This is a genomic window from Leclercia sp. 119287, assembly GCF_009734485.1.
GTDB lineage: Bacteria > Pseudomonadota > Gammaproteobacteria > Enterobacterales > Enterobacteriaceae > Enterobacter > Enterobacter adecarboxylatus_C.
In genome coordinates this window covers 1,504,509-1,517,224 of record NZ_CP046445.1, presented here as the reverse complement: position 1 = coordinate 1,517,224, position 12,716 = coordinate 1,504,509, and the positions used below count along the sequence as shown (strand labels likewise).

Sequence of the window (12,716 nt, the reverse complement as noted above, 5' to 3'; positions counted from 1 at the left end):
ACTCAGGAGCGCAATGTATGACCGTTAAAGTTATCGTCACCGACATGGACGGAACTTTTCTTGATGACGCCAAGCAGTACGATCGTGACCGCTTTCAGGCGCAGTTCCAGCAACTTCAGGCCCGGAATATTGAGTTCGTTGTCGCCAGCGGCAACCAGTATTACCAGCTCATCTCCTTCTTCCCGGAGCTGAAATCGCAGATCTCCTTCGTGGCAGAAAACGGCGCGCTGGTGTTCGATCACGGCGAGCAGATTTTCCACGGTGAGCTGACGAAGCACGAATCGCAGATCGTCATTGGCGAGCTGCTGAAAGATAAATCCCTGAACTTCGTCGCCTGCGGTCTGGAAAGCGCGTACGTCAGCGACCAGGCGCCCGAGGCGTTCGTTGACCTGATGTCAAAACACTATCACCGCTTACAGCGCGTCAGCGACTATCGCGAGATTGACGACGTGCTGTTTAAGTTCTCGCTGAACCTGCCCGACAGCGATATTCCGAACCTGATTGATGCCCTGCACGTCTCCCTCGACGGCATCATGAAGCCGGTGACCAGCGGGTTTGGTTTTGTCGATCTGATCATCCCCGGCCTGCATAAAGCCAACGGCCTCAGCCGTCTGCTCAAGCGCTGGCATATCTCCCCGCAGGAGTGCGTGGCGATTGGCGACAGCGGTAACGACGCCGAAATGCTGAAGTTTGCCCACTACTCCTTCGCCATGGGTAACGCCGGCGAAAGCATTAAAGCCATCACCCGCTATCAGGCCGACGACAACAACCACCAGGGCGCGCTGAACGTGATTCAGGCCGTCCTCGATAACACCCCGCCTTTCAGCCACTGATCGCCCCGCCGGAGCCTTCTCCGGCGAACCCCCTTCTTTTTTCTCAGCCTGTGCACTTCATCAAGTTATTTAACTTGCTTTAACTTATTTTTAACCTAAAGTATCACTTGTAATTACTTTTACTTTCGAATGAAAGATAGCGAGGCTGTTATGACCTTAACCTTTACCAGTGAAACGTTACCTTCAGACCACAAAGCGGCGATCCGCCAGATGAAACGCGAACTGCGGGCGCAGATCGGTGACGTGCAGGCGGTGTTCAATCGCCTGAGCGATAAGATTGCCAGCCGTGTGGCAGAAATTAATGCCCTGAAGAGCAAAGGCGATCCCGTCTGGCCGGTGATCCCCTTTGCCGACGTGCAGAGCGGTAACATCAGCCCGGAACAGCGCGAGGCAGTTAAGCGTCGCGGCTGTGCGGTGATCAAAGGTCATTTCCCGCGTGAGCAGGCGCTGGCCTGGGATAACGCGATGCTCGACTATCTGGATCTCAACCGTTTTGATGAGGTCTACAAAGGCCCGGGAGATAACTTCTTCGGCAGCCTGACCGCGTCGCGCCCGGAGATCTACCCGATCTACTGGTCACACGCGCAGATGGAAGCCCGCCAGAGCGAACGGATGGCGCAGGTGCAGTCGTTCCTGAACCGTTTATGGACCTTTGAGAGCAACGGCAAACAGTGGTTCAACCCGGACGTGAGCGTGATCTACCCGGACCGCATTCGCCGCCGTCCACCGGGAACCACCTCGAAAGGCCTCGGGGCGCACACCGACTCCGGCGCGCTGGAGCGCTGGCTGCTCCCGGCCTATCAGCAGGTCTTCGCCCGGGTATTCGATGGCAATATCGATCAATACGATCCCTGGAATGCCGCGCACCGTACCGAAGTGGAAGAGTACACCGTGGATAACACCACCAAGTGCTCGGTGTTCCGCACCTTCCAGGGCTGGACCGCGCTCTCCGACATGATCCCGGATCAGGGTCTGCTGCACGTGGTGCCGATCCCGGAAGCGATGGCCTATATCCTGCTGCGTCCGCTGCTGGATGATGTGCCGGAAGATGAACTCTGCGGCGTGGCGCCGGGTCGCGTGCTGCCGATCTCCGAGAAATGGCATCCGCTGTTGATTGAAGCCCTCACCAGCATTCCCGCGCTGGAAGCGGGTGATTCCGTGTGGTGGCACTGCGATGTGATCCACTCCGTGGCCCCCGTTGAGAACCAGCAGGGCTGGGGCAACGTGATGTACATTCCGGCGGCACCGATGTGCGAGAAAAACCTCGCCTACGCGAAGAAGGTGAAAGCGGCGCTGGAAACCGGGGCCTCTCCGGGCGATTTCCCGCGCGAGGATTATGAGTCTGACTGGCAGTCACGCTTCACGACGGATGATCTGAACATCCACGGCAAGCGCGCGCTGGGCATGGCTTAAGGATATCCTGACCAACTGATGCGCCGGGTGGCGGCTTCGCCTTACCCGGCCTACAAAACCCACCCCATATCGTAGGCCGGGCAAGCGCATGCGCCGCCCGGCGTGACAGACCGCAGATTCGTAGGCCCGGTAAGCGTAGCGCCACCGGGCTTTTTTTAGTTATCGATACCTTTACTGCGCAGGTAATCTTCGTAGTTACCGCTGAAGTCCACCACGCGCTCCGGCGTAATTTCAATTACGCGGGTCGCCAGGGAGCTTACAAATTCACGGTCGTGAGAGACGAAGATCAGGGTGCCCTGATACATCTCCAGCGCCATGTTCAGCGATTCGATCGATTCCATGTCCAGGTGGTTGGTCGGTTCGTCCATCACCAGGATGTTCGGTTTCTGCATCATCAGCTTGCCGAAGAGCATACGGCCTTTCTCACCACCGGAGAGCACCTTCGCCGGCTTTTTGATGTCGTCCTGGCTGAACAGCAGACGGCCGAGGAAGCTGCGCACCACCTGCTCGTCATCGCCTTCTGATTTCCACTGGCTCATCCAGTCGAAAACGGTCAGATCGTTGTCGAAATCTTCGGCGTGATCCTGCGCGTAATAACCAATCTGCGCGTTCTCGGACCATTTTACGGTGCCGTTATCCGGGGCCAGTTCACCTACCAGGGTCTTCAGCATGGTGGATTTACCCACGCCGTTGGCACCCAGAATGGCGATCTTCTCGCCCACTTCCAGCAGCAGGTTGAAGTTCTTAAACAGCGGACCGTTATCGAAACCTTTTGACAGCTCTTCGACGGCCAGGGCGTTACGGAACAGCTTCTTGTCCTGCTCGAAGCGGATGAACGGGTTCTGACGGCTGGAGGCTTTAACTTCATCCAGCTTGATTTTGTCGATCTGACGAGCACGCGAGGTGGCCTGACGCGATTTGGAGGCGTTGGCGCTGAAGCGGCTGACGAAGGATTGCAGATCCGCAATCTGCGCCTTTTTCTTGGCGTTGTCGGCCAGCAGACGCTCACGCGCCTGGGTCGCGGCGGTCATGTACTCGTCGTAGTTGCCTGCATAGACGCGCAGCTCGCCGTAGTCCAGATCCGCCATGTGGGTGCAGACCATGTTCAGGAAGTGACGGTCGTGCGAGATGATGATCATGGTGCTGTTACGCTCGTTCAGCGTCTGCTCCAGCCAGCGAATGGTGTCGATGTCCAGGTTGTTCGTCGGTTCGTCGAGCAGCAGGATATCCGGGTTAGAGAACAGCGCCTGAGCCAGCAGAACACGCAGCTTCCAGCCTGGCGCGACTTCGCTCATCAGACCGTAGTGCTGTTCAACCGGAATGCCCACGCCCAGCAGCAGCTCACCGGCACGGGACTCGGCAGAGTAGCCGTCCATTTCGCCGTACTGCACTTCGAGGTCGGCCACTTTATAGCCGTCTTCTTCGCTCATTTCGGCAAGGGCATAGATGCGGTCGCGCTCCTGCTTCACTTCCCACAGCTCACCGTGGCCCATGATCACCGTGTCAAGAACGGTGAACGCTTCAAAGGCGAACTGATCCTGACGCAGCTTACCGATGCGTTCGTTCGGATCGAGAGAAACGTTGCCCAGCGTCGGCTCTAAATCGCCGCCGAGGATCTTCATGAAGGTGGATTTTCCGCTACCGTTGGCACCAATCAGGCCGTAACGGTTGCCGCCGCCAAATTTGACGGAAATGTTTTCGAACAGCGGCTTACTGCCAAACTGCATAGTGACGTTGCTGGTAACTAACACGGGAGATTCCTGCGAGAAGTGTGATAAACCCGGCATTATGCCACAATTCCGAAATGAGATCCCGTGTAACAACATAACGCTAAACTTTAACGAAACGGAAAAAAGTGTGATTTAGTACACATCCGAATTCCATGCGGTCAGGAATGCACATATAATGCGCTCCCTAAACCGTTCAGACTTTTAAACAACCTGCCAAGTGGCACAGATACCTCGCACACCATGAATATGAAATTAACTTCGCTTTTTGCGGCGGCGTTTGCCGTAGTAGGGTTTTGCAAGACCGCTTCTGCTGTCACCTATCCACTGCCAACCGACGGTAGCCGTCTGGTGGGTCAGAACCAGGTTGTGACCATTGAAGAAGGCAACACCCAGCCGCTGGAATATTTCGCAGCAGAATATCAGCTCGGCCTCTCCAACATGATGGAAGCCAACCCGGGTGTTGACCCTTATCTGCCGAAAGGCGGTACCGTGCTGAACATTCCTCAGCAGCTGATCCTGCCGGACACCGTGCATGAAGGCATCGTGATCAACAGTGCCGAAATGCGTCTGTACTACTACCCGAAAGGCACCAACACGGTGATCGTGCTGCCAATCGGTATCGGCCAGCTGGGCAAAGATACCCCGATGAACTGGACCACCAAGGTTGAGCGTAAGAAAGCCGGCCCAACCTGGACCCCAACCGCGAAAATGCACGCCGAGTACATTGCCGCAGGCGAGCCGCTGCCAGCCGTTGTGCCTGCCGGCCCGGATAACCCGATGGGTCTGTACGCGCTGTATATCGGTCGTCTGTATGCGATCCACGGCACCAACGCCAACTTCGGTATCGGCCTGCGCGTGAGCCACGGCTGTGTGCGTCTGCGTAACGACGACATCAAGTTCCTGTTCGAGAACGTGCCGGTTGGCACCCGCGTACAGTTCATCAACGAGCCGGTAAAAGCGACCACCGAGCCGGATGGCAGCCGTTACCTCGAAGTGCATAACCCGCTGTCCACCAGCGAAGAGCAGATCGACAATAACGTCACCGTGCCGGTCACCCTGACCAGCAACGTGCAGGCTATCACCGGCCAGCAGGACGTGGATGCGACCATCGTTGAGCAAGCGATCAACAACCGTTCCGGTATGCCGGTTCGTCTGAACTGATTGCAGAATGCGAAATAAAAAAAGCGGGCCTGATGGCCCGCTTTTTTATTGGCTGTTACTGCTGTTGCGTGCGGCAATGCCCGGCGGCGCTACGCTTGCCGGGCCTACGGGCCGTTTGTAGGCCGGGTAAGGCGCAGCCGCCACCCGGCTTCTCAGTCGCCCTGCGCCAGCTGATTACGGCGATACTCCCCCTGCCGCTCCAGCATCCAGCCAGGATATTCACGTGGCAGCGCGCTCACCGCATCCAGCTGTTTCAGCTCGTCATCGCTGAGGTGAATCGCCGTCGCGGCGATATTGTCGTCCAGCTGATCCACCCGCTTCGCCCCCACAATCACGCTGCTGACCACCGGCTGATGGAGCAGCCAGGCGAGGGCAATCTGCGCGACCGAAACCCCTTTGCTGTCGGCAATGTTGCGCATCACGTCCACGCAGTCAAATGCCCGCGCTTTATCCACCGGCGGGAAGTCAAACTCCTGGCGGCGGCCACCGCCCTGCACCTGGCCGTCGCGGCCATATTTGCCGCTCAGCAGCCCGCCAGCCAGCGGGCTCCAGACCATTAACCCCACCTTCTCACTTTGCAACATCGGCACCAGCTCGCGTTCAAGATCGCGGCCCGCGATGGTGTAGTAAGCCTGCAGGGAGGCAAAACGGGCCAGCCCCAGCCGCTCGGAGATCCCCAGCGCTTTCACAATCTGCCAGGCCGCCCAGTTGGAAACGCCGATATAACGCACGTGGCCGTGCTGGACAAGGTTATCCAGGGCATAGAGCATCTCTTCGATGGGGGTGGCCGGGTCGAAACCGTGCAGCTGATAGAGATCGATGTGATCCAGCTGCATGCGTCGCAGGCTCTCCTTCACGCTGCTGATGATGTGATAGCGGGAACTGCCGCGGGAGTTGACCCCGGCGGTACCCGTCTCACCAAAGACTTTGGTCGCCACCACCACGTTTTCGCGCGGTATCTTCAGGTTCTTCAGCGCCTGGCCGGTGATTGCTTCCGAACGCCCTTCCGAATAGACGTTGGCGGTATCGATAAAATTGATCCCCGCGTCCAGCGCGCGCCCGATCAGCTGTTCGGCCTCCTGCTGCTGGAGTTGACCGATTTTGCCCCACATGCCGCCTTCGCCGCCGAAGGTCATGGTGCCGAGGCAGAGTTCAGAAACAAACAGGCCGGTATTACCCAGTTTTTGATATCGCATTTGACGCTCCTCGTGTGTTGAGTACCCGATAGTTATACCCGGCTCACGCCGATGGCGAATGTGCGGTTCCTGCCCGTTTCTTGCCCAATCCTCTGAACTTATCCGCGCGGGGCGTCGCCAAAGACGGCGTAGTCCGGCAGTTGCACCTGCTGATACGGCTCCCAGCCCCCGCCGAGAGCTTTATAGAGCGCCACCAGATCCAGCGCGCTCTGGACCCGGGCCTGATCCCGCTGCTGCTGCGCCTGAGCCAGCTGACGCTGGGCATCCAGCACGTCGATAAAGGTGGCGATCCCCTGACGATAGCTGCTGCTCGCCAGATCGAAGGCGTTTTGCAGCGCATCGATAGTTTTGCTTAATCCCGCCTCCCGCTTCTGGTCGGTGCGGTAGCTGACCAGCGCGTTTTCCACATCGCCCAGCGCGGTGAGCACCGTCTGACGATATTCCAGCACCGCGGCGCCCTGCTGCGCGCGGGCGACCTTCACGCTGGAGACCAGCCGGCCGCCCTGGAAGATGGGGATGGAAACCTGCGGCCCGACGCTGTAGAAGTGGCTGCTCCAGTCGGTGAGCCAGCTGGCTTCGCTGTTACGCAGGCCAAACTGGCCGCTGAGCGAGACGCTGGGGAACAGCTGCGCCACCGACACGCCGATCTGCGCCGTGGCCGCATGCAGGTTTGCCTCGGCTTCACGCACGTCCGGACGTCGCCGCGCCAGGGTGGAGGGAATACCGGTGGGGACGATTTCCGGCAGCGCGGGCAGCGGTTTGCTGGCCTGTAGCTCGCCGTCCAGCGCCCCCGGCGGTTTGCCCAGCAGGATCGCCAGGCCGTTCATCGCCTGCCGCGCCTGGGCTTCATACTGCGGAAGCTGCGCCTCGAGGTTGCCGAGCTGGGCGCGGGCATTCTCCACGTCCATCTGCGGCGACAGGCCGCCGCGCTGGCGGCTGTCGGTCAGCTCCAGGGTCTGCTGCGCGCTCTCGATTTGCGTGTTAAGGGTCGCGATGCTGCTCTGGGCCCCGCGCAGCTGGAGCCAGCCGCGGGCGACTTCGGCCTCCAGCGATACCAGGGCGTCGTTACGCTGCTCGATGGCCGCCTGCTGTTGGGCATCGGCGGCTTCCACCTGACGCCGTACCTTGCCCCACAGATCCAGCTCCCACTGGGCGTCGAAGCTGCCCTGATAGAGATTAATCGGCTGGGTCAGCGGTCCCAGCGCCCCGCGCAGTTCGGGGTCCACCTCATCCAGCTGGTCGTATACGCCGTGGGATTTCAGTTCTCCCTCCAGCCCCAGCTGCTGCCGGGTGGCCTGGAGGTTACCGTTCACCGCCGGGAAGAAGGCCCCGCCCGCCTGGTTGATCTGCTCCCGCGCCCCGGCGATGCGCAGCACGGTTTGCTGTAGCGACAGGTTGCCGGCAATGGCCCGTTCAATCAGGCTATCCAGCTGCGGATCGCCGAAGGTTTTCCACCAGCGCGGGTTGATGGCGGTGGACGCGGTTTGCGATTTCACGCCGCCGTCACCCGGATCGTTCCAGTGCGTCGGGGTTTGCGGCGCGGGCTGCTGGTAGTCCGGCCCCACGGCACAGCCTGCCAGCAACAGCATTAACATCAGGGGGCTTAAACGTCTGCAAATCATCAGTGTGCTCCTGCACTCCCCTCGCTCTTAACCGGCGAGAGCAACAAACAAAACGGAATCAGTAAGAGGGCCACCACGCTCAGAAGGGTGAAGACGTCGATGTAGGCCAGGAAGCGCGACTGTTCGATCATCACCTGGTACATGCGCCCGGTAGCGATACCGGCGGGGTCGCCCACCTGGGTGGTAAAGTTCTGCACCGCCTGCGCCATCTCGCGGATGGTGTGCTGGAACGGCTCGTCGAACGCCGAGGTATGCGTGGCCAGATGGGCGCTGTGGGCCTGCGAGCGCTCGGTAATGGCCGCCGTCGAGAGCGAAATGCCGATCGACCCCGCCACGTTGCGGAACATGGTAAAGAGCGCCGCGGCGTCGGCGTTCAGCCGCCGGGGAATCGAGATAAAGGCGATGGTGGTCAGGGGCACAAACAGGAACCCCAGCCCGATTGACTGGGCGCTGCGGAACAGCACCAGGGTCTCGAAGTCGATATCCGGCGTGAGCGTCCGCGACCAGAAGAACGATACCGCCAGGCAGGTAAAGCCGAAGGCGATGATCCAGCGCGTCTGCACAATCGGCATCAGCTTCAGCACCAGCGGGATAGTGAGGACTATAAGTATTGCCCCAGGCGACAACACCAGCCCGGACCAGGTGGCGGTATAGCCCAGATCCTGCTGCGCCAGCTGCGGGATCACCACCGAGCTGCCGTACAGGATCATTGCCATCCCGGCCATCAGCAGGCTGGAGACGGCAAAGTTTTTATCCTTCATGCAGTGCAGATCCACCACCGGCTTTTTGGCATACAGCAACCAGTAGATAGCACCGATAATGCCAACCAGCGTCAGCACCGCGAAGGTGCGGGTAAAGTTCGAGTTAAACCAGTCTTCGTCCTCGCCCCGGTCGAGCATCACCTGCAGGCAGCCCAGGCCCAGCGCGATCAGGCCGATGCCCGTCCAGTCGATAGGGATCTTCTCTTTCGATTTACTCTCCCAGGGCGGATCTTCCAGCAGCTGATAGATCGCCAGCACCGTCACGATGCCCACCGGGATGTTAATAAAGAACACCCAGCGCCAGGAGTAGTTATCGGTGATCCAGCCCCCCAGCGTCGGCCCCAGCACCGGGGCGACGATAATGGCGATGGACGACAGGCCGAAAGCCTTGCCGCGATCTTCCGGCTTAAAGTAGTCGAGCAGCACCGACTGCTGGGTGGGCTGTAACCCGCCGCCGAAGAAGCCCTGCATGATGCGAAACAGGATGATCTGCCACAGCTCGGTGGCGATGCCGCACAGGAAGGAGCAGACGGTGAACATCACAATGCAGATCAGGAAGAACTGCTTGCGGCCAAAGATCCGGCTCAGAAACGCCGAGATAGGCAGCACGATGCCGTTAGCCACCAGATAGCTGGTGAGCACCCAGGTGGATTCGTCGTAGCTGGCGGAGAGCGAGCCCGCCACGTGGGGCAGCGCCACGTTCACGATAGTGGTGTCGAGGATCTCCATAAACACCGCCAGGGTGACGACAATCGCCACCGCCCACGGGTTGCTGGCGGGCCGCCAGTTTTCGTGGCTGTGCTCACTCATTCTACGGTGACCTTAGGTTCAACCGAGAGGCCGAGCGGCAGCGGCTGGTTGGGATCCAGCCCTTTGTCGATAACGATTTTTACCGGCACGCGCTGGACGATCTTCACGAAGTTGCCGGTGGCGTTCTCCGACGGGAAGGCGGCGAAGCGCGAGCCGCTCCCCTGCTGGATAGAGTCGATATGCCCTTCCAGCTCCAGATCCGGCCAGGCGTCCACGCTCAGGGTCACCTTATTGCCGGGGCGCATTCGCTCCAGCTGCGACTCTTTAAAGTTGGCGACCACCCAGATATCGGTCGAGACCAGCGAGAAGAGCGCGGTGCCCGCCTGCACCAGGGTGCCGGTCTGGACGTTGCGTTTGGTGATGTAGCCATCAAAGGGGGCGCGGACCTGGGTATAAGAGAGGTTGAGCTCGGCGGTCTCCAGCTGGGCGCGGGCCTGCTCCACCTGACGCTCCCGGGCTTCGACGTTGGTCTCCTGCTGGCGAATTTGCAGCTGCACCTGCGAGGCCACCTCAAGCTGGGCTTTGGCGCTGGCAAGCTGGGCCTGGGCGCTGCGCAGCTGGGCGTTGGCCGCGTCGATGCTCTGTTGCGTGGTGGCGCGGGGATCGACCCCGCGCTGGCGGCGATATTCCGCTTGGGCATTGGCAAGATCCGCCTGAGCTTTGATCACCTGAGCGTTGGCTTCATCACGCTGGGCAGGATACTGCACCTTCGAGAGAGCCAGCTGCGCCTGGGCCTGATGAAGCTGGGCCTCGGCCAGGCCAAGCTGGGCTTTTGCCTGGTCGCGCTGGGCGCTGGTGTCCCGGGGATCGATAGTCACCAGCAGATCGCCCTTTTTCACCCGCTGGTTATCGCGCACCCGCAGCTCGGTGACATAGCCTGCGGTTTTCGGGGCGATGGTCACGGCGTCGCCTTCGGTGAAGGCGTCGTCGGTGGTCTCCTGGTTACGGGTCATAAACCACCAGACCAGCGCCACGATGACCATCACGATCACCACAATGCCGAGAATAATCAGCGGCTTTTTGCCGGGGCGTTTACGTTCAGTCTCTTTATTATCGGTGTTTTCTGAGGGTTGATTTTCTTCCGCCATAGAACAGCATCCATCCTGTTAGTGAACGGCATCACAATTTATGCCGCCCACTAAAGTTAGGACGTTGCTATACATTTGCCAGGAAAAACTGACAAATGTGGCACTATATGAGAAGGAATAATCCGAATCCGACGAGCCCGGCCCAGACCAGCATTGGCAAAGACCAGAGGTGGAAGCGCCACCAAATGCGACGATCGTTTGCCATACGCAGGGCGATCAGGTTTGCGAGGGATCCTGGCAGCAGGCCAAAGCCCCCCACGTTCACCGCCCATGCCAGCAGCGCCGTCGGCGGCACGTAGTTAAGCAGCAGGATGGTAGACGGCACGTTGCTGATAAACTGCGACAGCCCGATGGCCGTTAGCCAGAGGCCCGGCTGCGACAGATGGGTGACGTTTTGCAGCACGCCCTGTAAAGCCGGGACCTGAATCAGCAGATGCACGTCGATAAACATCGCCATAAAGACCAGCAGCAGCGTCCAGTCGACGCTTATCAGCACCCGGCGCGCCAGCAGCAGGAATCCTCCCGCCACCAGCAGCACGCCCCACAGCTCCTGCTTGAGATCGAGGGCTACCAGAAACACCAGATAGAGCGCCAGACAGCTCCACGCCAGCCGCGGTTTCGACTGGGTCGCCGCATTGCCGCTGTGGTAGCGCAGCGGCGTTGCCGGAAAGGCGAACCAGCACAGGGCCATCAGGGTTGTCACCATTACCAGCGCCAGGGGCGCCATCTGCCAGGTGAAAGCGGCAAACGACAGCCCGGAGCGCCCCCACAGCAGGATGTTTTGCGGGTTGCCAATCGGGGTCAGCAGCGATCCGGCGTTGACCGCCAGCGCCTCAAAGATGATCAGCCGGTTGACCGGGATTTCGCACAGCTTGCGCAGCGTGAGGGTGAGCGGCACCACGATAAAAAGCGCCACATCGTTGGTAAGAAAGGTCGAGAGCAGCGCGGCAGAGAAGACCATAAACAGCGTCAGCCGTCGCTCGGTGGCGAAACGGCGCACCATCTTGCGCCCCAGTACGTCAAAAAAACCGCTCTGCTCGACCCCTTTGGTCAGCATCATCAACCCGGCGAGGGTAATGATGGTGTGCCAGTCGATGGCGTCAGGCCAGCGCTCAGGTGCGAAGGGCACCAGGAAACTGAGCCCTGCCCCAACCACCAGTAACAGATGAAAGAAACGATCGCGGGCCAGCGCCCGCAGGCCTGGCAGGGTCATTCCGCGGAAGATCCATATTTAAGGGTAAAGGCCTGGAACTGCTGCAGCGTCTCTTCGCTGACGTGATGTTCCATGCCCTCGGCGTCGCGGCGGGCGATGTCGGGACTGACGCCCAGCACCAGCAGGAAGTTTTCGACAATCTGATGGCGCTCGCGACTCGCCTGCGCCAGCTTCTCCCCTTCCGGGGTAAGAAAGACCCCGCGCCAGGGGATCATTTCGATCAGACCCACTGTTGCCAGACGCTTGAGCATTTTTGCCACCGTCGGCTGCGACACGCCAAGGCGTGCGGCCATATCCACCTGACGGGCCTCCCCCACCTCACGGATCAGATCGGAGATCAGCTCGACATAATCATCGATCAGCTCGCGACGATGCGCTTCGCGAACCTGGCGAAAGCCTTCGACATGCTCTTCGACGTTGACCAGTTGCGTCATTTTTTTTGTTGTTGGTTTACCTGCACGGCGGTTCATTGTGCTTCCTCAAGCGGGGGACACATCAAGCGTATCAATAGATAAGCGGCCATTGTAAACCATCACTCTATAAGCACAAAAAATTAACGTTATAGCCGTAGCCATATAACATAGCCTGTGCTATATCTGTATGTAATGCAGTCACCCTTCACGGATCGAAGGGATCAACCCGCAGGAGGTTACGATGAACGAATTCAAGAGGTGTATACGCGTGTTCAGCCACTCTCCCTTTAAAGTACGCTTAATGCTGCTGAATATGATTTGCGACATCATTAACGGTAAGCCACAGCAGAACAAACCTTCCCACTAGGCGGCGTCGCGGTACGCCGCTTCATTTTTGTGTCATTTATCCCCTCTAAACTGTTCGTCTCCACGCTATGCCCGGACCTTTTTTGCGGAAATGTAATCCTCTTCGCAAA

General features: G+C 59.4%; 11 protein-coding genes. 4 read left to right on the top strand and 7 right to left on the bottom strand.

Features of this window, described 5'->3' with window-relative positions; genetic code table 11:
- Positions 1–17 precede the first annotated feature (17 nt).
- Positions 18–833, top strand: a complete 816-nt coding sequence (locus tag GNG27_RS07355; RefSeq protein WP_156263260.1) for a Cof-type HAD-IIB family hydrolase — start codon at positions 18–20, stop codon at positions 831–833.
- Positions 834–983: 150 nt separating this feature from the next.
- Positions 984–2,246 (top strand): DUF1479 domain-containing protein, encoded by a 1,263-nt coding sequence (locus GNG27_RS07350; RefSeq protein ID WP_156263259.1) that lies wholly within the window; start codon positions 984–986, stop codon positions 2,244–2,246.
- A gap of 155 nt (positions 2,247–2,401) precedes the next feature.
- Here GNG27_RS07350 and GNG27_RS07345 read toward each other — a convergent pair whose 3' ends face one another.
- Positions 2,402–3,997 carry an ABC-F family ATPase gene (locus GNG27_RS07345; RefSeq protein WP_142488798.1) on the bottom strand — a complete coding sequence of 532 codons (1,596 nt, stop codon included), beginning with the start codon at positions 3,995–3,997 and terminating at the stop codon, positions 2,402–2,404.
- A gap of 219 nt (positions 3,998–4,216) precedes the next feature.
- Here GNG27_RS07345 and ldtB point away from each other — a divergent pair, with 219 nt between their 5' ends.
- Positions 4,217–5,137, top strand: a complete 921-nt coding sequence (gene ldtB / locus GNG27_RS07340; protein ID WP_142488797.1) for a L,D-transpeptidase — start codon at positions 4,217–4,219, stop codon at positions 5,135–5,137.
- Positions 5,138–5,289: 152 nt separating this feature from the next.
- Here ldtB and GNG27_RS07335 read toward each other — a convergent pair whose 3' ends face one another.
- The 6 genes from GNG27_RS07335 to mntR form a co-directional block, all read right to left on the bottom strand.
- A complete protein-coding gene (locus GNG27_RS07335) occupies positions 5,290–6,333 on the bottom strand; it encodes an aldo/keto reductase (RefSeq protein WP_156263258.1) in 1,044 nt (347 codons plus the stop codon).
- 98 nt (positions 6,334–6,431) lie between these two features.
- A complete protein-coding gene (locus GNG27_RS07330; protein ID WP_156263257.1) occupies positions 6,432–7,955 on the bottom strand; it encodes an efflux transporter outer membrane subunit in 1,524 nt (507 codons plus the stop codon).
- A complete protein-coding gene (locus GNG27_RS07325; RefSeq protein ID WP_156263256.1) occupies positions 7,955–9,526 on the bottom strand; it encodes a DHA2 family efflux MFS transporter permease subunit in 1,572 nt (523 codons plus the stop codon). The genes GNG27_RS07330 and GNG27_RS07325 overlap by 1 nt, the downstream gene beginning before the upstream one ends.
- Complete coding sequence (locus tag GNG27_RS07320; RefSeq protein ID WP_142488793.1) at positions 9,523–10,614, bottom strand: HlyD family secretion protein; 1,092 nt, start codon at positions 10,612–10,614, stop codon at positions 9,523–9,525. The genes GNG27_RS07325 and GNG27_RS07320 overlap by 4 nt, the downstream gene beginning before the upstream one ends.
- A gap of 103 nt (positions 10,615–10,717) precedes the next feature.
- Entirely contained in the window at positions 10,718–11,827 is a 1,110-nt protein-coding gene (locus GNG27_RS07315) for an anion transporter (RefSeq protein ID WP_142488792.1), read from the bottom strand.
- Positions 11,824–12,297 carry a manganese-binding transcriptional regulator MntR gene (mntR, locus tag GNG27_RS07310; RefSeq protein ID WP_156263255.1) on the bottom strand — a complete coding sequence of 158 codons (474 nt, stop codon included), beginning with the start codon at positions 12,295–12,297 and terminating at the stop codon, positions 11,824–11,826. Before mntR ends, GNG27_RS07315 begins: the two co-directional genes overlap by 4 nt.
- A 184-nt stretch (positions 12,298–12,481) precedes the next feature.
- Between mntR and mntS the strand changes: the two genes are divergently transcribed.
- The gene (gene mntS / locus GNG27_RS07305) at positions 12,482–12,607 is read left to right on the top strand and encodes a manganase accumulation protein MntS (RefSeq protein ID WP_032617180.1); all 126 of its coding nucleotides are present in this window, start codon (positions 12,482–12,484) and stop codon (positions 12,605–12,607) included.
- The last annotated feature ends 109 nt before the right edge of the window (positions 12,608–12,716 follow it).

Excerpts from the sequence above, each read along its gene's own strand:
- GNG27_RS07330 (WP_156263257.1), bottom strand. The coding sequence starts at position 7,955 with ATGATTTGCAGACGTTTAAGCCCCCTGATGTTAATGCTGTTGCTGGCA.
- ldtB (WP_142488797.1), top strand. The coding sequence starts at position 4,217 with ATGAATATGAAATTAACTTCGCTTTTTGCGGCGGCGTTTGCCGTAGTA.
- GNG27_RS07315 (WP_142488792.1), bottom strand. The coding sequence starts at position 11,827 with ATGACCCTGCCAGGCCTGCGGGCGCTGGCCCGCGATCGTTTCTTTCAT.
- GNG27_RS07335 (WP_156263258.1), bottom strand. The coding sequence starts at position 6,333 with ATGCGATATCAAAAACTGGGTAATACCGGCCTGTTTGTTTCTGAACTC.
- GNG27_RS07350 (WP_156263259.1), top strand. The coding sequence starts at position 984 with ATGACCTTAACCTTTACCAGTGAAACGTTACCTTCAGACCACAAAGCG.
- mntS (WP_032617180.1), top strand. The coding sequence starts at position 12,482 with ATGAACGAATTCAAGAGGTGTATACGCGTGTTCAGCCACTCTCCCTTT.
- GNG27_RS07320 (WP_142488793.1), bottom strand. The coding sequence starts at position 10,614 with ATGGCGGAAGAAAATCAACCCTCAGAAAACACCGATAATAAAGAGACT.
- GNG27_RS07355 (WP_156263260.1), top strand. The coding sequence starts at position 18 with ATGACCGTTAAAGTTATCGTCACCGACATGGACGGAACTTTTCTTGAT.
- mntR (WP_156263255.1), bottom strand. The coding sequence starts at position 12,297 with ATGAACCGCCGTGCAGGTAAACCAACAACAAAAAAAATGACGCAACTG.
- GNG27_RS07325 (WP_156263256.1), bottom strand. The coding sequence starts at position 9,526 with ATGAGTGAGCACAGCCACGAAAACTGGCGGCCCGCCAGCAACCCGTGG.